This window comes from Microbulbifer sp. SE14 (assembly GCF_059834885.1).
In genome coordinates this window covers 61,945-77,300 of the sequence record NZ_JCBAJA010000026.1, presented here as the reverse complement: position 1 = coordinate 77,300, position 15,356 = coordinate 61,945, and the positions used below count along the sequence as shown (strand labels likewise).

Annotated in this window: 31 protein-coding genes; 30 read left to right on the top strand and 1 reads right to left on the bottom strand. The window is 58.5% G+C overall.

The window, feature by feature from the left end:
- The coding region (locus AC6R19_RS17255) for an EF-Tu C-terminal domain-related protein (protein ID WP_500581089.1) at positions 1–110 on the top strand (110 nt) is incomplete at its 5' end.
- A gap of 114 nt (positions 111–224) precedes the next feature.
- Here AC6R19_RS17255 and AC6R19_RS17250 read toward each other — a convergent pair.
- The gene (locus tag AC6R19_RS17250) at positions 225–701 is read right to left on the bottom strand and encodes an aminoacyl-tRNA deacylase (protein ID WP_500581086.1); all 477 of its coding nucleotides are present in this window, start codon (positions 699–701) and stop codon (positions 225–227) included.
- Positions 702–887: 186 nt separating this feature from the next.
- Here AC6R19_RS17250 and rpsJ point away from each other — a divergent pair, with 186 nt between their 5' ends.
- From rpsJ to AC6R19_RS17105, 29 genes are all read left to right on the top strand, one after another.
- Complete coding sequence (gene rpsJ / locus AC6R19_RS17245) at positions 888–1,199, top strand: 30S ribosomal protein S10 (RefSeq protein WP_066967210.1); 312 nt, start codon at positions 888–890, stop codon at positions 1,197–1,199.
- Between the two features lie 110 nt (positions 1,200–1,309).
- Positions 1,310–1,945: a 50S ribosomal protein L3 gene (gene rplC / locus AC6R19_RS17240; RefSeq protein WP_500581085.1), complete on the top strand. Its 636-nt coding sequence runs from the start codon at positions 1,310–1,312 to the stop codon at positions 1,943–1,945.
- Between the two features lie 18 nt (positions 1,946–1,963).
- On the top strand, positions 1,964–2,578 hold the full coding sequence (gene rplD, locus AC6R19_RS17235) for a 50S ribosomal protein L4 (protein ID WP_500581084.1): 615 nt from the start codon (positions 1,964–1,966) through the stop codon (positions 2,576–2,578).
- Positions 2,575–2,871, top strand: a complete 297-nt coding sequence (gene rplW, locus AC6R19_RS17230; RefSeq protein WP_500581083.1) for a 50S ribosomal protein L23 — start codon at positions 2,575–2,577, stop codon at positions 2,869–2,871. The genes rplD and rplW overlap by 4 nt, the downstream gene beginning before the upstream one ends.
- Positions 2,872–2,885: 14 nt before the next feature.
- Entirely contained in the window at positions 2,886–3,710 is an 825-nt protein-coding gene (rplB, locus tag AC6R19_RS17225) for a 50S ribosomal protein L2 (protein ID WP_500581082.1), read from the top strand.
- 47 nt (positions 3,711–3,757) lie between these two features.
- Positions 3,758–4,036, top strand: a complete 279-nt coding sequence (gene rpsS, locus AC6R19_RS17220) for a 30S ribosomal protein S19 (RefSeq protein WP_069946924.1) — start codon at positions 3,758–3,760, stop codon at positions 4,034–4,036.
- A 15-nt stretch (positions 4,037–4,051) separates the two neighbouring features.
- Positions 4,052–4,384 (top strand): 50S ribosomal protein L22, encoded by a 333-nt coding sequence (gene rplV / locus AC6R19_RS17215; protein ID WP_500581081.1) that lies wholly within the window; start codon positions 4,052–4,054, stop codon positions 4,382–4,384.
- A 19-nt stretch (positions 4,385–4,403) separates the two neighbouring features.
- Positions 4,404–5,084, top strand: coding sequence for a 30S ribosomal protein S3 (gene rpsC, locus AC6R19_RS17210; protein ID WP_500581080.1), 681 nt, complete (start codon positions 4,404–4,406; stop codon positions 5,082–5,084).
- Positions 5,085–5,095: 11 nt separating this feature from the next.
- Positions 5,096–5,509, top strand: coding sequence for a 50S ribosomal protein L16 (gene rplP / locus AC6R19_RS17205; RefSeq protein ID WP_073277504.1), 414 nt, complete (start codon positions 5,096–5,098; stop codon positions 5,507–5,509).
- Complete coding sequence (gene rpmC / locus AC6R19_RS17200; RefSeq protein WP_500581079.1) at positions 5,509–5,715, top strand: 50S ribosomal protein L29; 207 nt, start codon at positions 5,509–5,511, stop codon at positions 5,713–5,715. Before rplP ends, rpmC begins: the two co-directional genes overlap by 1 nt.
- A gap of 2 nt (positions 5,716–5,717) precedes the next feature.
- Complete coding sequence (gene rpsQ, locus AC6R19_RS17195) at positions 5,718–5,981, top strand: 30S ribosomal protein S17 (protein ID WP_020411393.1); 264 nt, start codon at positions 5,718–5,720, stop codon at positions 5,979–5,981.
- A gap of 46 nt (positions 5,982–6,027) precedes the next feature.
- Positions 6,028–6,396, top strand: coding sequence for a 50S ribosomal protein L14 (gene rplN, locus AC6R19_RS17190; protein WP_067151032.1), 369 nt, complete (start codon positions 6,028–6,030; stop codon positions 6,394–6,396).
- Between the two features lie 23 nt (positions 6,397–6,419).
- Positions 6,420–6,731 (top strand): 50S ribosomal protein L24, encoded by a 312-nt coding sequence (gene rplX / locus AC6R19_RS17185; protein ID WP_500581078.1) that lies wholly within the window; start codon positions 6,420–6,422, stop codon positions 6,729–6,731.
- A 45-nt stretch (positions 6,732–6,776) separates the two neighbouring features.
- Positions 6,777–7,316, top strand: a complete 540-nt coding sequence (gene rplE, locus AC6R19_RS17180) for a 50S ribosomal protein L5 (protein ID WP_500581077.1) — start codon at positions 6,777–6,779, stop codon at positions 7,314–7,316.
- A gap of 9 nt (positions 7,317–7,325) precedes the next feature.
- Complete coding sequence (gene rpsN, locus AC6R19_RS17175) at positions 7,326–7,631, top strand: 30S ribosomal protein S14 (RefSeq protein ID WP_500581076.1); 306 nt, start codon at positions 7,326–7,328, stop codon at positions 7,629–7,631.
- A 23-nt stretch (positions 7,632–7,654) separates the two neighbouring features.
- Positions 7,655–8,047 carry a 30S ribosomal protein S8 gene (rpsH, locus tag AC6R19_RS17170; RefSeq protein ID WP_500581075.1) on the top strand — a complete coding sequence of 131 codons (393 nt, stop codon included), beginning with the start codon at positions 7,655–7,657 and terminating at the stop codon, positions 8,045–8,047.
- Positions 8,048–8,059: 12 nt separating this feature from the next.
- Positions 8,060–8,593, top strand: a complete 534-nt coding sequence (gene rplF / locus AC6R19_RS17165; RefSeq protein ID WP_500581074.1) for a 50S ribosomal protein L6 — start codon at positions 8,060–8,062, stop codon at positions 8,591–8,593.
- A gap of 13 nt (positions 8,594–8,606) precedes the next feature.
- A complete protein-coding gene (gene rplR / locus AC6R19_RS17160) occupies positions 8,607–8,957 on the top strand; it encodes a 50S ribosomal protein L18 (RefSeq protein WP_500581073.1) in 351 nt (116 codons plus the stop codon).
- Positions 8,958–8,967: 10 nt separating this feature from the next.
- On the top strand, positions 8,968–9,474 hold the full coding sequence (gene rpsE, locus AC6R19_RS17155; protein WP_500581072.1) for a 30S ribosomal protein S5: 507 nt from the start codon (positions 8,968–8,970) through the stop codon (positions 9,472–9,474).
- 38 nt (positions 9,475–9,512) lie between these two features.
- A complete protein-coding gene (gene rpmD / locus AC6R19_RS17150; RefSeq protein ID WP_500581071.1) occupies positions 9,513–9,698 on the top strand; it encodes a 50S ribosomal protein L30 in 186 nt (61 codons plus the stop codon).
- A 1-nt stretch (position 9,699) separates the two neighbouring features.
- The gene (gene rplO, locus AC6R19_RS17145) at positions 9,700–10,134 is read left to right on the top strand and encodes a 50S ribosomal protein L15 (protein WP_500581070.1); all 435 of its coding nucleotides are present in this window, start codon (positions 9,700–9,702) and stop codon (positions 10,132–10,134) included.
- An 11-nt stretch (positions 10,135–10,145) separates the two neighbouring features.
- Positions 10,146–11,492, top strand: coding sequence for a preprotein translocase subunit SecY (gene secY / locus AC6R19_RS17140; protein ID WP_500581069.1), 1,347 nt, complete (start codon positions 10,146–10,148; stop codon positions 11,490–11,492).
- Between the two features lie 42 nt (positions 11,493–11,534).
- Positions 11,535–11,651, top strand: coding sequence for a 50S ribosomal protein L36 (gene rpmJ / locus AC6R19_RS17135; RefSeq protein WP_010133825.1), 117 nt, complete (start codon positions 11,535–11,537; stop codon positions 11,649–11,651).
- Positions 11,652–12,005: 354 nt separating this feature from the next.
- A complete protein-coding gene (rpsM, locus tag AC6R19_RS17130; protein WP_500581068.1) occupies positions 12,006–12,362 on the top strand; it encodes a 30S ribosomal protein S13 in 357 nt (118 codons plus the stop codon).
- Positions 12,363–12,444: 82 nt separating this feature from the next.
- A complete protein-coding gene (rpsK, locus tag AC6R19_RS17125; RefSeq protein WP_020411406.1) occupies positions 12,445–12,834 on the top strand; it encodes a 30S ribosomal protein S11 in 390 nt (129 codons plus the stop codon).
- A gap of 15 nt (positions 12,835–12,849) precedes the next feature.
- On the top strand, positions 12,850–13,470 hold the full coding sequence (rpsD, locus tag AC6R19_RS17120; protein ID WP_500581067.1) for a 30S ribosomal protein S4: 621 nt from the start codon (positions 12,850–12,852) through the stop codon (positions 13,468–13,470).
- Positions 13,471–13,513: 43 nt separating this feature from the next.
- A complete protein-coding gene (locus AC6R19_RS17115; RefSeq protein ID WP_500581066.1) occupies positions 13,514–14,518 on the top strand; it encodes a DNA-directed RNA polymerase subunit alpha in 1,005 nt (334 codons plus the stop codon).
- A gap of 90 nt (positions 14,519–14,608) precedes the next feature.
- The gene (gene rplQ, locus AC6R19_RS17110; protein ID WP_500581065.1) at positions 14,609–15,004 is read left to right on the top strand and encodes a 50S ribosomal protein L17; all 396 of its coding nucleotides are present in this window, start codon (positions 14,609–14,611) and stop codon (positions 15,002–15,004) included.
- 76 nt (positions 15,005–15,080) lie between these two features.
- Complete coding sequence (locus tag AC6R19_RS17105) at positions 15,081–15,326, top strand: DUF1315 family protein (RefSeq protein ID WP_500581064.1); 246 nt, start codon at positions 15,081–15,083, stop codon at positions 15,324–15,326.
- Positions 15,327–15,356 lie beyond the last annotated feature (30 nt).

Here is a 15,356-nt window from a genome sequence, read left to right as displayed (position 1 = left end):
TGACCGTTACCCTGATCGCCCCGATCGCCATGGAAGAAGGTCTGCGCTTCGCGATCCGCGAAGGCGGCCGTACCGTTGGCGCCGGCGTTGTTGCCAAGATCATCGAGTAATCCCTACTCCTGATCTGAATGAAAAGCCGCAGTGGAAACTCTGCGGCTTTTTTGCTGGTGCTATACGCATTCTCCCGTTTTCGGGAGTCGGCATCCTGACTCTCGCCCTGTTGTTTACGGCCAGTCTTTGCTTAGATCGCAGCTGCGGCTGCCGGAAAACAACTTCGCAAAGCGCGAGCCGTCCATTTCCACCAGCTCCTCGTGGTCGCCGGCCTCAAAGTAGACGGTGTCGCGGTGGCGCAGGCTGCTGTCGAGCAGGGTGGTGACGCCGTAGGCCTGTCCCAGCGGCGGCAGGGCGCCCAGCTCGCAGTCGGGGAAGACGCGACCCAGCTCGTCCTCGGGTACCATTTCCAGGTGATTGCGCCCCGTCTCGTCGTGCAGGGCCCGCATGTCGAGGCTGCTGCTGGCCGGGATCACGGCCAGCACATAGCCCTCGTCATCCTTCAGCAGGATGGCCTTGGCCACCTGATCTTCCCGCACATGGGCGGCGTGGGCGCTCTCGCGGCTGGTGGCACTGTGAGGGTGCTGTACCAGCTGGTAGTCGACCGACTGGTCGCGCAAATACTGACTGACTCTGGCGGCTATGGTCATGGCTCGGTACCTCCTACTGCTGCCAATACCCAAAGTGTAGTTTCGCGCCCGCCGGAAGTCGCAAATTAAACCGGGGTTCCCGGTTGACAGGGTTGTTGGCGACCATTAGAATTCGCGCTCCTTTTCGCCCGCCCTCGGGGTTGCGTAAAAGGGCGTTCTTTAGTTTTCAAGTTGGAGTTTGATTCCATGCAGGGTCAACGCATCCGAATTCGCCTGAAGGCGTTCGATCACAAGCTGATTGACACGTCTACCCAGGAGATCGTCGAGACGGCCAAGCGCACTGGCGCCCAGGTTCGCGGTCCCATCCCGCTGCCGACTCGCAAAGAGAAGTACACCGTGCTGATCTCCCCGCACGTCAACAAGGACGCGCGCGACCAGTACGAGATTCGTACCCACAAGCGTTTGCTGGACATCGTCGAGCCCACCGAGAAGACCGTCGACGCGCTGATGAAGCTCGATCTGGCGGCCGGTGTTGAGGTTCAGATCAGTCTCGGCTAACTCTTTCAATTAACTACCGAATCCCGGGCGAAAAAGGTCCGGGTAGTGTAACGCTCTGAAACTGGGCGGCCGCAGTGGGTTAAAGCCCCGTGCACTGAGAGGTTGAAAAGATGACTATAGGTATTGTCGGCCGCAAGAGCGGCATGACTCGCATCTTCACCGAAGATGGCGCTTCTATCCCGGTAACTGTTATCGAGGTAGCTCCGAATCGCGTCACCCAGGTGAAAACTGTGGAAACCGATGGCTATGCGGCGGTTCAGGTAACCGTGGGCAATCGCAAGGTTTCCCGTGTCTCCAAGCCCCAGGCGGGCCACTTCGCCAAAGCCAATGTAGAGGCTGGCACTGCTCTCTTCGAACTGCGCACTGACGGTTCTGACGAGGCTTTCGAAATCGGTTCTGAGATCACTGTTTCCGGCTTTGAGGCCGGCCAGAAGATCGACGTAACCGGCACTTCCAAGGGTAAAGGTTTTCAGGGCGGTGTTAAGCGCTGGAACTTCCGCACCCAGGACGCAACCCACGGTAACTCCCTGTCTCACCGCGCTCCCGGTTCTATCGGCCAGTGCCAGACTCCCGGTCGCGTGTGGAAAGGCAAGAAAATGGCCGGTCATATGGGTGCCGAGCGCGTAACCGTGCAGAACCTGGAAGTGGTTCGTGTCGACGCCGAGCGCAATCTGCTGCTGGTGAAGGGTGCTGTTCCCGGTGCGCCCGGCGGCAACGTCATTGTTCGTCCGGCAGTAAAAGCCTAAGTCTGAGGGGAAATAGATATGGAACTGAATATCGCTACTCCCGAAGGCGCCAAAGGCACTGTAGCTGTCTCTGAAGTGACTTTCGGTCGTGAATTCAATCAAGACCTGGTGCACCAGGCGGTCGTGGCCTACATGGCCGGCGCCCGCCAGGGTACCAAGGCGCAGAAGAATCGCGCTGATGTTTCCGGTGGCGGGAAGAAGCCCTGGCGTCAAAAAGGTACAGGTCGCGCCCGCGCCGGTACCATCCGCAGCCCGCTGTGGCGCTCCGGCGGTGTAACCTTTGCCGCTGAGCCGCGCGATCACAGCGTCAAGCTGAACAAGAAAATGTACCGCGCCGCCCTGCGCTGCATTCTGTCCGAGCTGGCCCGTCAGGAACGTTTGGTCGTAGTCGAGTCCTTCGATGTGGAGGCGCCCAAGACCAAGCAGTTGGTGAGCAAGCTGGCTCAGTTCGATCTGGTAGATGCGCTGATCGTGACCGAAGAGGTGAGCGAAAACCTCTACCTGGCCGCACGCAACCTGCACAAGATCGACGTCCGTGACGTGCAGGGCATCGATCCGGTAAGCCTGATTCGCTTTGACAAGGTCGTGGTTACCGTTTCTGCGCTCAAGAAAATTGAAGAGGTGCTGGGATGAACCAAGAGCGACTCTACAAAGTACTGCTGGGCCCGGTAATTTCCGAAAAGGCTGCTGTGCTGGCGGATTCCGCCAACCAGGTGGTTTTCAAGGTCACCACCGACGCCGATAAAGCCGAAATCAAGGCTGCGGTAGAAAAACTGTTCAACGTTTCCGTTGAGCAGGTTCGCACCGTGAACGTGAAGGGCAAAACCAAGCGTACCCGCTACGGCGTTGGCCGTCGCAACGACTGGAAAAAAGCCTACGTTCGCCTGGCCGAAGGCAGCGACATCAACTTTGAAGCTGCTGAGTAAAGGGGACAGTTACAATGGCAATTGTAAAAGCAAAACCGACCTCCGCCGGCCGTCGCCACCTGGTCAAGGTTGTTAACCCCGACCTGCACAAGGGTGCGCCCTACGCGCCTCTGGTAGAGAGCAAGAGCAAAAGCGGTGGCCGCAACAATGCTGGCCGTATCACCACCCGTCACATCGGTGGTGGTCACAAGCAGCACTACCGCGTTGTCGACTTCAAGCGCAACAAGGACGGTATCCCGGCCAAAGTTGAACGCTTGGAGTACGATCCGAACCGCAGTGCACACATCGCCCTGGTCTGCTACGCAGACGGCGAGCGTCGCTATATCATCGCGCCGAAAGGCCTGAAAGCCGGTGCCACTGTGCAATCCGGCGACGCCGCGCCGATCGTTGTGGGCAACACACTGCCGCTGCGCAACATCCCGGTGGGTTCTGTGATCCACGGTGTTGAGCTGAAGCCGGGCAAGGGTGCCCAGCTGGCCCGCTCCGCCGGTGCCTCTGTGCAGCTGGTGGCGCGTGAAGGTCAGTACGCGACCATCCGCCTGCGCTCCGGTGAAATGCGCAAGGTTCTGTCCGAGTGCCGCGCCACCCTGGGTGAGGTGAGCAACTCCGAGCACAGCCTGCGCAAGCTGGGTAAAGCTGGTGCCAAGCGCTGGCGCGGTGTTCGCCCGACCGTTCGCGGTGTGGCGATGAACCCGGTGGATCACCCGCACGGTGGTGGTGAAGGCCGTACCTCCGGTGGCCGTCACCCGGTTACTCCGTGGGGCGTGCCCACCAAGGGCAAGAAAACGCGCAAGAACAAGCGCACCGACAAGATGATTGTACGTCGCCGCGGCAAGTAATTAGAGAGCAGTCGTGCGATGTGTGAGCAGCTAGAGAGGAATCAAAAGTGCCACGCTCATTAAAGAAAGGTCCCTTTATTGATCTGCATCTGATCAAGAAGGTGGAGGCGGCGATCGCAGCCAATGATCGTCGACCGATTAAAACCTGGTCCCGCCGTTCCATGATTATGCCGGAAATGGTTGGACTGACGATTGCCGTGCACAACGGTCGTCAACACGTGCCCGTGCTGGTCAACGAAGAAATGGTTGGTCACAAGCTGGGCGAGTTCGCCGCTACCCGCACCTACCGCGGTCACGCTGCGGACAAGAAAGCGAAGAAGCGCTAAGCCGAGGTTAGTGAGATGGAAGTAGCAGCAAAATTACGCGGTGCTCGTCTGTCCGCGCAGAAAGCGCGCCTGGTCGCTGACCAGATTCGCGGTAAGGGTGTTGAAGAGGCCCTGGATATTCTGGCGTTCAGCAACAAGAAGGGCGCGGCGGTCGTAAAGAAGGTATTGGAGTCGGCCATCGCCAACGCCGAGCACAACGAAGGTGCCGACGTTGACGAGCTGAAGGTTTCCACGATTTTCGTGGATGAAGGTATGACCATGAAGCGCATCAAGCCGCGCGCCAAGGGTCGTGCTGACCGCATTCTTAAGCGTACTTGTCACATCACTGTGAAAGTGGCCGAGAAATAAGAGAGCAGGCGAGAAAACCATGGGACAAAAAGTACATCCTACCGGCATTCGTCTGGGTATCGTTAAAAAGCATACCTCTGTTTGGTATGCCGGCAGCGACGAGTACGCAGACAAGCTGTACACGGATCTGAAAGTTCGCGAATACATTCGCAAAAAGCTGGCCCACGCTTCTGTGAGCCGTATCGAAATCGAGCGCCCGGCCAACACTGCGCGTGTGACCATTCATACCGCCCGCCCCGGCATCGTGATCGGTAAAAAAGGTGAAGACGTAGAGCGTCTGCGCAACGAAGTCAGCGCGCAGATGGGCGTGCCGGTGCACATCGATATAGAAGAAGTGCGCAAGCCGGACCTGGACGCCGCTCTGGTTGGCCAGAACGTCGCCCAGCAACTGGAGCGCCGCGTGATGTTCCGTCGCGCCATGAAGCGCGCCGTGCAGAACGCCATGCGTCAGGGTGCCGAAGGCATCAAGATTCAGGTAAGTGGCCGTCTCGGTGGTGCGGAAATCGCCCGTACCGAGTGGTATCGCGAAGGCCGTGTGCCGCTGCACACCCTGCGCGCGAATATCGACTACGCCACTGCTGAAGCGATGACCACTTACGGCATCATCGGTATCAAGGTCTGGATCTTCAAAGGCGAAGTCATCGGCGACGAAATGCCCGATGAGAAGCCGGCAAAGACCCGCAAGAAAGCTGCTAAATAAGGGGTACGCAGATGCTGCAACCAAAGCGTACAAAATTCCGCAAGGTACAGAAGGGTCGCAACCGCGGTCTTTCCCAGCGCGGCTCTAAAGTGAGCTTTGGCGAGTTCGGCCTCAAGGCCATCGGTCGCGGTCGCATTACTGCGCGCCAGATCGAAGCGGCTCGTCGCGCAATGACTCGTCACGTTAAGCGTGGCGGTAAGATCTGGATTCGCGTGTTTCCGGACAAGCCCATTACCAACAAGCCCCTCGAAGTTCGTATGGGTAAAGGTAAAGGTGGCGTTGAATACTGGGTGGCTCAGATCCAGCCGGGCAAGGTCCTCTACGAGATGGAGGGTGTGTCCGAAGATCTGGCTCGCGAGGCTTTCGAGCTCGCCGCGGCCAAGCTGCCTGTAAAGACAACTTTCGTTAAGCGTTCGGTGATGTAATGAAGACTGCAGATCTACGCGAAAAGTCAGTTGAAGAGCTGAACCAGGAACTGCTGAACCAGCTCGAGGCTCAGTTCAAGCTTCGCATGCAAAAGTCCACCGGTCAGCTGACTCAGACTCATCTGCTGAAGCAGACTCGTCGCGACATTGCTCGCATCAAGACTGTGTTGACCCAAAAAGCAGCACAAGAAGTGGCAGGTAATTAATCATGGCAGAAGCAAAACTGAAGCGTACTCTGACCGGCAAGGTTGTGAGTGACAAGATGGATAAAACCATCACCGTTTTGATCGAGCGCCGTGTTAAGCACCCGATCTACGGCAAAATCGTGAGCAAGTCCACCAAGCTCAAGGCGCACGACGAGAACAACGATTGCAGCATCGGTGATGTTGTCACTATCGAAGAGTCCCGTCCGCTGTCCAAGAGCAAATCCTGGGCTTTGCAGAAAATTGTAGAGCGTGCGGCGAAGGTCTAAGCCCTAGCGCATTGAAGGCCGGATTTAAGGTTTTCGGAGAGAGACAATGATTCAAGCTGAATCCTACTTAGAAGTAGCTGACAACAGTGGGGCTCGCCGCGTCATGTGCATCAAGGTGCTGGGCGGCTCCCATCGTCGTTACGCCGGCGTGGGCGACATTATCAAGGTGACCGTTAAGGAAGCCATCCCCCGCGGTAAAGTGAAGAAGGGTCAGGTAATGAACGCCGTTGTGGTCCGCACCAAGAAGGGTGTGCGTCGCGCGGACGGATCCCTGATCAAATTTGACGATAACGCAGCGGTACTGCTGAACCAGCAACTGGCGCCGGTTGGCACCCGTATTTTTGGCCCGGTAACTCGCGAGCTGCGCGGTGAGAAGTTCATGAAGATCATCTCGCTGGCACCGGAAGTTATCTAAGCCCAAAGCGGAGAGATAGAGTTATGCGCAAGATCAAGCGTGACGACGAAGTGATCGTTATCGCCGGTCGCGACAAAGGCAAGCGCGGAACAGTACGCAAAGTGCTGAACGATGGCCGCCTGATTGTTGCCGGCGTGCAGATGATCAAAAAACATCAGAAGCCGAACCCCCAGTTGGGCGTTGCCGGTGGCATCGTTGAGAAGGAGGCTGCAATCCAGGCTTCCAACGTGGCCATCTTCAATCCCAACACCCAGAAGGCTGACCGGGTAGGCTTTAAAGTACTGGAAGACGGCACTAAGATTCGCGTCTTCAAATCCAGCGGCGAAGCCATCTAAGGCTTTAGGCGCAGAAATGGTAGCCGCAAAAAGGTTTGGTAGATCATGGCAAAGCTAAAAGAGCTCTACACGAAAGAACTCGCGCCCAAGCTGAAAGAAGAGCTGGGGCTCGACAATGTGATGGCAGTGCCGCGCATCACCAAGATCACCATCAACATGGGTGTTGGTGAGGCTGTTGGTGACAAAAAGGTACTGGAGCACGCCGTCGATGACATGACGGCAATTACTGGTCAAAAACCCATTATCACCAAGGCGCGCAAGTCTATTGCGGGCTTTAAGATCCGTGACGGTTGGCCGATCGGCTGCAAGGTGACTTTGCGCGGTGAGCGCATGTACGAATTCCTGGAGCGTCTGGTCGACATCGCGATCCCGCGTATCCGCGACTTTCGTGGTATCAGCCCGAAGCAGTTCGACGGCCGCGGCAACTTCTCTATGGGTGTGACCGAGCAAATCATCTTCCCGGAAATCGACTACGACAAAGTAGACAAGATCCGCGGTCTGGATATTTGTATTACCACTACAGCGGCTAACGACGACCAAGGTCGCGCGCTGCTGAAAGCGTTTAACTTCCCGTTCAAGGGTTAAGAGGATTCCATGGCGAAGAAATCCATGATTGCGCGCGAAGACAAGCGCGCTCGAACCGCAGCTAAGTTCGCGCAGAAGCGCGCAGAGCTGAAGGCGATCATCGCCAGTACCACTGCCTCCGATGAGGAGAAGTGGGAGGCTCAGCTCAAGCTGCAACAACTGCCGCGCGATGCAAGCCCGGTACGCCAGCAACGCCGCTGCCGTATTACTGGTCGCCCCCACGCTGTCTACCGCAAGTTCGGCCTGTGCCGTAACAAGCTGCGCGAAGCAGCCATGCGTGGTGATGTGCCCGGCCTGGTCAAATCCAGCTGGTAAGAAGGCTTGAGGAGTCGTAACAAATGAGTATGCAAGATCCGTTGGCAGATATGCTGACCCGCATCCGCAACGCCCTGGCTCGCGGAAAGGCGGACGTCACCCTGCCTTCATCCAAACTGAAAGTGGCCGTAGCCAAGGTTCTGAAAGACGAAGGCTACATCACCGATTACACCGTAAGCGAAGACGCCAAGCCGGCGCTGACCATTTCCCTGAAGTACTTCCAGGGCAAGCCGGTTATCGCCGAGCTGGGTCGTGTATCCCGTCCGGGCCTGCGCGCTTACGCTGGCAAGAAAGCTCTGCCGTCCGTACGCGGTGGTCTGGGTATCGCGATCGTTTCCACCTCCAAGGGTGTGATGACCGATCGTGCTGCGCGCCAGGCCGGTGTCGGTGGCGAAGTGCTCTGCACCGTATTCTAAGCGGGGGTTGGTATGTCTCGAGTAGCAAATGATCCAGTAAAAGTCCCCGCCGGCGTTACCGTTGACCTGAAAGGTCAGGACATCGCCGTAAAAGGCAGCAACGGTAACCTGAGCATGGTTATCCACAGCGATGTGGAAGTGAGCGAGGCGGACAGCCAGCTGACTTTCGCGGCGCGCAACAATTCCAAGCAGGCCAAGGCGCTGGCGGGTACCACGCGCGCACTGGTCAACAACATGGTGGTAGGTGTCAGCCAGGGCTTCGAGCGTAAGCTGCAGTTGCTGGGTGTTGGTTACCGCGCTAAGGCGTCCGGTAAGACCGTAAACCTGACCCTGGGCTTCTCCCACCCGATCGATTATCAGCTGCCGGAAGGTGTGACTGCGGAAACCCCGTCCCAGACTGAAATCGTACTCAAGAGCAGCAATAAACAGCTGCTGGGCCAAGTGGCCGCCGAGATCCGCGCCTTCCGTCCGCCGGAGCCCTACAAAGGTAAGGGTGTCCGCTACGCCGACGAGCGCGTGTATCGCAAAGAGGCCAAGAAGAAGTAAGTAGGGCATAGATATGAACGTTAAGAAAGCATCTCGCTTGCGTCGTGCACGTCGTGCCCGCGCCAAGATCCGCGAGCTGGGCGCCGTTCGCCTGACCGTGAACCGCACGCCGCGTCACATTTACGCACAGATCCTGTCTGCCGAAGGCAACAAGGTATTGGCTTCCGCCTCTACCCTGGACAAGGACCTGCGCGCAGGTAAAACCGGTAACGTCGATGCCGCTACTGCGGTTGGCAAGCTGATCGCCGAGCGCGCCAAGGCTGCCGGCGTTGAACAAGTTGCCTTCGATCGCAGCGGTTTTAAGTACCACGGCCGCGTCAAGGCTCTGGCTGACGCTGCCCGCGAAGCCGGTCTGAAATTCTAAGGGTTGAGTTATGGCTAGAGAGAAAGACAAAAGCAACGACGAAGGCCTGCAGGAGAAGCTGGTCCAGGTCAATCGCGTTGCCAAGACTGTTAAAGGTGGTCGTATCTTCGCCTTCACCGCACTGACTGTGGTCGGCGACGGCAACGGCCGCGTCGGCTTCGGCCGCGGCAAGGCGCGCGAAGTGCCGGTTGCCATCCAGAAGGCGATGGAAGCTGCGCGTCGCAACATGATCCAGGTGGATCTGAACGGTGACACCATTCAGTACGCCACCAACGGTCGCCACGGCGGCTCCAAGGTTTACATGCAGCCCGCCTCCCAGGGTACCGGTGTTATCGCCGGCGGTGCCATGCGCTCCGTACTGGAAATGGCCGGCGTACACAACGTGCTGGCCAAGTGTTACGGCTCCACCAACCCGGTGAACGTCGTACGCGCTACCTTCAGTGCTCTGGCGCAGATGCAGAGCCCGGAAGACGTCGCTGCCAAGCGCGGTAAATCTGTCGAAGAAATCCTGGGCTGATTGCGGCTCGGGCCAAAGGTTATTAGTGGGTTAAGACCATGGCTAAGAAGACCATTAAAGTCACCCAGACCAAAAGCGTACACGGACGCCTGAAGAACCATCAGGCGTGCGTAGCGGGTCTGGGCCTGCGCCGCATCGGTCACACTGTGGAAGTGGAAGACACTCCCTCCGTGCGCGGCATGATCAACAAAGTAAACTATATGGTTAAGGTTGAGGGGGAATAAGATGCGTTTGAACGAACTGTCTCCCGCAGAAGGCCACAAGCACAGCGCCAAGCGCGTTGGCCGCGGTATCGGCAGCGGCCTGGGTAAAACCGGCGGTCGCGGCCACAAGGGCCAGAAATCCCGCTCCGGCGGCAAGGTTCGTCCGGGCTTCGAAGGTGGTCAGATGCCGCTGCAGAAGCGCCTGCCGAAGTACGGTTTCACCGCGCGTGTCTCCCGTTTCGTAGCGGAAGTGCGCCTGGCGGAGCTGGCCAAGGTGGATGCCGACGTAATCGATTTGGCAGCGCTGAAGAATGCCGATATTATCGGCAGCCACATTAAACGCGCCAAAGTATTCCTGTCCGGCGAGCTGGCCAAGGCGGTAACCGTCAAGGGTCTGGGCGTCACCAAGGGTGCGAAAGCGGCCATCGAAGCTGCTGGCGGTAAAGTAGAAGACTAATCGAGGCCCCAATGGCACGACCAGGATCCGGTGTAAATCCCCTGGGCAACAGCAAGGGATTGGGCGAGCTCTGGGCTCGCCTTCGTTTTCTGTTCCTCGCGATTCTCGTGTATCGCGTCGGAACGCATATTCCGGTGCCCGGTATAGACCCGGAAAAGCTGTCGAACCTGTTTAACCAGAACCAGGGCACCATCCTGGGGCTGTTCAACATGTTCTCCGGCGGCGCTCTGGAGCGTATGAGTATTCTGGCGCTGGGCATCATGCCCTACATCTCCGCGTCCATCATCATGCAGCTGATGACCGCGGTGACGCCCTCTCTGGAAGCACTGAAGAAAGAGGGGGATGCCGGACGGCGCAAGATCAACCAGTACACCCGCTACCTGACGGTGGTGCTGGCCCTGATCCAGGGTATCGGCATGACCTTCGGTCTGGCCGGACAGAACCTGGCCTACTCAGCGGAACCGGCTTTCGGTTTCTACTTTGTGGCCGTGGTGTCCCTGGTGACTGGCGCCGTGTTCATGATGTGGCTGGGTGAGCAGATCACCGAGCGCGGGGTGGGTAACGGTATCTCGATGCTGATCTTCGCCGGTATCGTCGCCGGCCTGCCCAGTGCCATCGGCCAGGCTTTCGAACAGGCGCGGCAGGGTGAGCTGCACATCCTGCTGCTGCTGGCCATCGGTTTCGTCGCCGTGGCGGTGGTCTACTTCGTGGTGGTGATGGAGCGCGGTCAGCGCCGCATCACCATCAACCACGCCCGCCGCCAGGCCGGCCGCTACTCCGCAGCCCCGGCTGCGCAGTCGAGCCACCTGCCGCTGAAGGTGAATATGGCCGGTGTTATCCCGGTGATCTTCGCCAGCAGTATCCTGCTGTTCCCGGCGACCCTGGCACAGTGGTTCGGCCAGGGCGGCGAGGGCATAGGCGCGCAGATACTGCAGTGGATGGCGCTGCAGCTGGGCCCTGGACAGCCGCTGAACATCATTCTGTTCGCACTGTTGATCGGTTTCTTCTGCTTCTTCTACACGGCGTTGATGTTCAACCCGAACGAAGTGGCGGACAACCTGAAAAAATCCGGTGCCTATGTGCCCGGCATCCGCCCCGGTGAGCAGACAGCGCGCTACATCGATAGCGTGCTGACTCGCCTGACCCTGGTGGGTGCCGTGTATATCGCACTGGTATCCCTGCTGCCGCAGTTCCTGGTAGTGGGACTGAACGTACCCTTCTATCTGGGTGGTACTTCACTGCTGATCGTTGTGGTGGTGGTGATGGACTTCATGGCACAGGTACAGTCGCACCTGTTGTCACACCAGTACGAAGGTCTGATGAAAAAAGCGAACCTGCAAGGCTACGGTCGTCGCTAACCGCGTCACCCGCTCGCAGTTTGATTGAATTGAGGTAAGGTCATGAAAGTACGCGCTTCTGTTAAAAAGATCTGCCGTAACTGCAAAATTGTGCGTCGCAAGGGTGTTCTGCGGGTAATCTGCAGCGCCGAGCCGCGTCACAAGCAGCGTCAGGGCTAACCCCGGGCCTTTGGCCCTTGCAGGAGCGGCCCTCCGGCCGCGTCTGCAGAATTTGCAAGAATATGCCGGTTAGCGCGACCCCCGCGGTTACCGGCGACACCGCAAACCCTCCCGGGCGAGTGGTGGAGACCGAGAAGTCACTGCTTGGCGGTCTCAAACTGGGGGCGTTGACTGTCGTCCGCATCCTCTTCGGGCAACCGGAGGGGGCGCGGGCTATTGCAATTTAGTGTCTGAAAAGCTATTCTTGCGCGCCTTTTTGGTGGCGCCGCCGGTTTTTTAGTCGCTGTCAGCGCCGAATTCAAAGCAGAGTCACACGCTTATTCGAGTGACTCCCAATACGTGGAGTATGCCTCTATGGCACGTATTGCTGGTGTCAATGTACCAGACCACAAGCACGCCGTGATCTCCCTGACCCATATCTATGGGGTCGGTCGCACCACGGCCAAGTCTATTTTGGCAGCGGTTGGTATCGCTGAATCCACCAAAATCCGCGATCTGTCCGAAGATCAGATCGAGTCTATCCGCGGCGAAGTTGCAAAGCTCACCGTCGAGGGTGACCTGCGTCGTGAAGTATCCATGAACATCAAACGCCTGATGGACCTGGGTTGCTTCCGCGGTCTGCGCCACCGTCGCAGCCTGCCGCTCCGCGGCCAGCGCACCAAGACCAATGCCCGTACCCGCAAGGGTCCGCGCAAGCCCATCCGCAAGTAAGGTTTGGGCGAGTAAGACTCGCAATCGCGGTTTAACAAGCCCCTGCAGCCAGGGGATTTGATACAGGATTTAGGATACAGGTATGGCTAAGCCAAAAACTACTGTTCGCAAAAAGGTCAAAAAGACCGTTGTCGACGGTATTGCCCACATCCACGCATCGTTCAACAACACGATCGTAACGATCACTGATCGTCAGGGTAATACCCTCAGCTGGGCCACCGCGGGTGGTTCCGGTTTCCGCGGCTCTCGCAAGAGCACGCCGTTTGCAGCCCAGGTTGCCGCCGAGCGCGCAGGTACTGCCGCTCAGGAATACGGCCTGAAAAACCTTGACGTAGAAGTGAAGGGCCCCGGCCCCGGCCGTGAATCCGCTGTTCGCGCGCTGAACAACTGCGGCTACAAGATCACCAACATCACCGACGTGACGCCGATCCCGCACAATGGTTGTCGTCCGCCCAAGAAACGTCGCGTGTAAGAGGGGGCTGACAAAATGGCACGTTATATTGGACCGAAATGTAAGCTTTCCCGTCGGGAAGGTACCGATCTGCAGCTGAAGAGCGGCGTTCGCCCGCACGACTCCAAGTGTCGCGCGGAAGCCAAGCCCGGTCAGCATGGCGCCGGCCGCGGCCGCCTGTCCGACTACGGTGTACAGCTGCGTGAGAAGCAGAAAGTCCGCCGCATCTACGGCGTACTGGAAAAGCAGTTCCGCAACTACTATAAGGAAGCGGCGCGCCTGAAGGGTGCAACCGGTGAAAACCTGCTGCAACTGCTGGAGAAGCGCCTGGACAACGTGGTTTACCGCATGGGCTTCGGCTCTACCCGCTCCGAAGCGCGGCAGCTGGTATCCCACAAGGCGATTCTGGTGAACGGCAGCACCGTGAATATCCCCTCCTACCAGGTTAAAGAGGGCGATGTCATTTCTATACGCGAAAAGGCCAAGAAGCAGCTGCGTATCCAGAATTCCGTTTCCCTCGCCGCCCAGCGTGGCGATGTCGAGTGGGTAGACGTCAACGCGAGCAAGCTGGAAGGCACTTTCAAGCGCGTTCCGGATCGCGTGGATCTGCCGGCAGAGATCAACGAAAACCTTATCGTGGAACTCTACTCCAAGTAAGACCTATCCACTTTAAGGAATGCAACTGTAAACAGGTATGGCTATGCAGACTGCTGTCAACGAGTTTTTGACACCGCGTCGTATTGACGTCACCGAGTACACCCCGAACCACGCCAAGGTGGTTCTGGAGCCCCTGGAGCGCGGCTTCGGCCACACTCTGGGCAATGCACTGCGTCGCATCCTGCTGTCCTCCATGCCGGGCTGCGCCGTCACCGAAGTCGAGATCGACGGTGTCGAGCACGAGTACAGCGCGATCGAAGGTGTGCAGGAAGACGTAATTGAAATCCTGCTCAACCTGAAGGAAATCGCCGTTGTCATGCACGGCAAGGATCAGGCGGTACTGAGCCTGAGCAAGAAGGGCCCGGGTGCGGTGACCGCTGGAGACATTCAGGTCGATCACGATATCGAGATCGTCAATCCCGAGCACGTGATCGCCAATATCACCGGCGACGTGGAACTCAGCCTGCGTCTGACAGTGGCGCGCGGCCGCGGCTACCAGCCCGCCGACGCACGTCGCGATGAAGAGGAAGAGACCCGTGCGATCGGCCGTTTGCAGCTGGACGCCTCCTACAGCCCGGTTCGCCGCGTGGCCTACAGCGTGGAAGCCGCGCGTGTGGAGCAGCGCACCGACCTGGACAAGCTGGTTCTGGACCTGGAGACCAACGGTACCCTGGATCCGGAAGAGGCCATCCGCCGCGCCGCCACAATCCTGCAGCAGCAGCTGGCAGTATTCGTGGACCTGGAAGGCGAGAAGGAAGCCCAGCCGAAGTCCGAGGAGCCGGAAGTCGATCCGGTGCTGCTGCGCCCGGTGGACGACCTGGAACTGACCGTGCGTTCGGCCAACTGTCTGAAGGCAGAGAATATCTACTACATCGGCGACCTGATTCAGCGCACCGAAGTAGAACTGCTGAAGACCCCGAACCTGGGCAAGAAGTCACTGACCGAAATCAAGGACGTGCTGGCCTCCCGCGGTCTGTCCCTGGGCATGCGTCTGGAGAACTGGCCGCCGGCCAGCCTCAAGGGCGACAGCAAGCTGAGCCCCCTGTAAGCAGATTTGAGTATTAACCCGAGCGGTGCCGAAGACACCGCTCCAGAACGACTTGCTGAGACAGCAACAAAGGTCGTAAGGAATTGAGTCATGCGTCATCGCTATAGTGGCCGTAAATTCAGCCGTACCAGCGCTCACCGCAAGGCCATGTTCAAGAACATGACCGCTTCTCTGGTTGAGCACGAACTGATCAAAACCACACTGCCGAAAGCCAAGGAGCTGCGCCGCGTCGCCGAGCCGCTGATCACCCTGGCCAAGAAGGACAGTGTCGCCAACCGCCGTCTGGCTTTCGCCCGCATCCGCGACAAGGATGCCGTGCGCAAGCTGTTCGACGAGCTGGGTCCGCGTTACGAAGCCCGCCCGGGCGGTTACATCCGCATCCTGAAGTGCGGCTTTCGCGCCGGCGACAAGGCCCCGATGGCCTACGTCGAGCTGGTGGATCGCCCCCTGGCTGAAGGCGACGAGGCTGAAGCTGCCGAGGCGTAAGCCCCGACAGCCCAGTGCAAAGGAAGGCCGGTCTGTGACCGGCCTTTTTTATGGCTTGTAATTCCGGGTATCCGCCATGTCCTTCGAAGAGTTGCTCAACAATCTCAATCCGCAGATTATCGGCAGCCTCAAGCGCGCCATCGAACTGGGCAAATGGCCCAACGGTGTCTCCCTGACTGATCGGCAGCGCCACCTGTGCGCGGAAGCGGTCGCCAACTGGGAGCGGCGCAACCTGCCGGCGGAGGCTCAGGTGGGCTACGTGCCGCCGAAAATGACTCCCTGCGCCGACAAGGACGAAGAGCAAAAGTTGAACTGGGTTTAGCCCTTGTGGGGACCCGGGCTTCGGAATTCT

What these genes read in the sequence shown, in the direction of transcription:
- AC6R19_RS17250 (WP_500581086.1), bottom strand. Translation starts at nt 701, where the DNA reads ATGACCATAGCCGCCAGAGTCAGTCAGTATTTGCGCGACCAGTCGGTC.
- rpsJ (WP_066967210.1), top strand. Translation starts at nt 888, where the DNA reads ATGCAGGGTCAACGCATCCGAATTCGCCTGAAGGCGTTCGATCACAAG.
- rplC (WP_500581085.1), top strand. Translation starts at nt 1,310, where the DNA reads ATGACTATAGGTATTGTCGGCCGCAAGAGCGGCATGACTCGCATCTTC.
- rplD (WP_500581084.1), top strand. Translation starts at nt 1,964, where the DNA reads ATGGAACTGAATATCGCTACTCCCGAAGGCGCCAAAGGCACTGTAGCT.
- rplW (WP_500581083.1), top strand. Translation starts at nt 2,575, where the DNA reads ATGAACCAAGAGCGACTCTACAAAGTACTGCTGGGCCCGGTAATTTCC.
- rplB (WP_500581082.1), top strand. Translation starts at nt 2,886, where the DNA reads ATGGCAATTGTAAAAGCAAAACCGACCTCCGCCGGCCGTCGCCACCTG.
- rplV (WP_500581081.1), top strand. Translation starts at nt 4,052, where the DNA reads ATGGAAGTAGCAGCAAAATTACGCGGTGCTCGTCTGTCCGCGCAGAAA.
- rpsC (WP_500581080.1), top strand. Translation starts at nt 4,404, where the DNA reads ATGGGACAAAAAGTACATCCTACCGGCATTCGTCTGGGTATCGTTAAA.
- rplP (WP_073277504.1), top strand. Translation starts at nt 5,096, where the DNA reads ATGCTGCAACCAAAGCGTACAAAATTCCGCAAGGTACAGAAGGGTCGC.
- rpmC (WP_500581079.1), top strand. Translation starts at nt 5,509, where the DNA reads ATGAAGACTGCAGATCTACGCGAAAAGTCAGTTGAAGAGCTGAACCAG.
- rpsQ (WP_020411393.1), top strand. Translation starts at nt 5,718, where the DNA reads ATGGCAGAAGCAAAACTGAAGCGTACTCTGACCGGCAAGGTTGTGAGT.
- rplN (WP_067151032.1), top strand. Translation starts at nt 6,028, where the DNA reads ATGATTCAAGCTGAATCCTACTTAGAAGTAGCTGACAACAGTGGGGCT.
- rplX (WP_500581078.1), top strand. Translation starts at nt 6,420, where the DNA reads ATGCGCAAGATCAAGCGTGACGACGAAGTGATCGTTATCGCCGGTCGC.
- rplE (WP_500581077.1), top strand. Translation starts at nt 6,777, where the DNA reads ATGGCAAAGCTAAAAGAGCTCTACACGAAAGAACTCGCGCCCAAGCTG.
- rpsN (WP_500581076.1), top strand. Translation starts at nt 7,326, where the DNA reads ATGGCGAAGAAATCCATGATTGCGCGCGAAGACAAGCGCGCTCGAACC.
- rpsH (WP_500581075.1), top strand. Translation starts at nt 7,655, where the DNA reads ATGAGTATGCAAGATCCGTTGGCAGATATGCTGACCCGCATCCGCAAC.
- rplF (WP_500581074.1), top strand. Translation starts at nt 8,060, where the DNA reads ATGTCTCGAGTAGCAAATGATCCAGTAAAAGTCCCCGCCGGCGTTACC.
- rplR (WP_500581073.1), top strand. Translation starts at nt 8,607, where the DNA reads ATGAACGTTAAGAAAGCATCTCGCTTGCGTCGTGCACGTCGTGCCCGC.
- rpsE (WP_500581072.1), top strand. Translation starts at nt 8,968, where the DNA reads ATGGCTAGAGAGAAAGACAAAAGCAACGACGAAGGCCTGCAGGAGAAG.
- rpmD (WP_500581071.1), top strand. Translation starts at nt 9,513, where the DNA reads ATGGCTAAGAAGACCATTAAAGTCACCCAGACCAAAAGCGTACACGGA.
- rplO (WP_500581070.1), top strand. Translation starts at nt 9,700, where the DNA reads ATGCGTTTGAACGAACTGTCTCCCGCAGAAGGCCACAAGCACAGCGCC.
- secY (WP_500581069.1), top strand. Translation starts at nt 10,146, where the DNA reads ATGGCACGACCAGGATCCGGTGTAAATCCCCTGGGCAACAGCAAGGGA.
- rpmJ (WP_010133825.1), top strand. Translation starts at nt 11,535, where the DNA reads ATGAAAGTACGCGCTTCTGTTAAAAAGATCTGCCGTAACTGCAAAATT.
- rpsM (WP_500581068.1), top strand. Translation starts at nt 12,006, where the DNA reads ATGGCACGTATTGCTGGTGTCAATGTACCAGACCACAAGCACGCCGTG.
- rpsK (WP_020411406.1), top strand. Translation starts at nt 12,445, where the DNA reads ATGGCTAAGCCAAAAACTACTGTTCGCAAAAAGGTCAAAAAGACCGTT.
- rpsD (WP_500581067.1), top strand. Translation starts at nt 12,850, where the DNA reads ATGGCACGTTATATTGGACCGAAATGTAAGCTTTCCCGTCGGGAAGGT.
- AC6R19_RS17115 (WP_500581066.1), top strand. Translation starts at nt 13,514, where the DNA reads ATGCAGACTGCTGTCAACGAGTTTTTGACACCGCGTCGTATTGACGTC.
- rplQ (WP_500581065.1), top strand. Translation starts at nt 14,609, where the DNA reads ATGCGTCATCGCTATAGTGGCCGTAAATTCAGCCGTACCAGCGCTCAC.
- AC6R19_RS17105 (WP_500581064.1), top strand. Translation starts at nt 15,081, where the DNA reads ATGTCCTTCGAAGAGTTGCTCAACAATCTCAATCCGCAGATTATCGGC.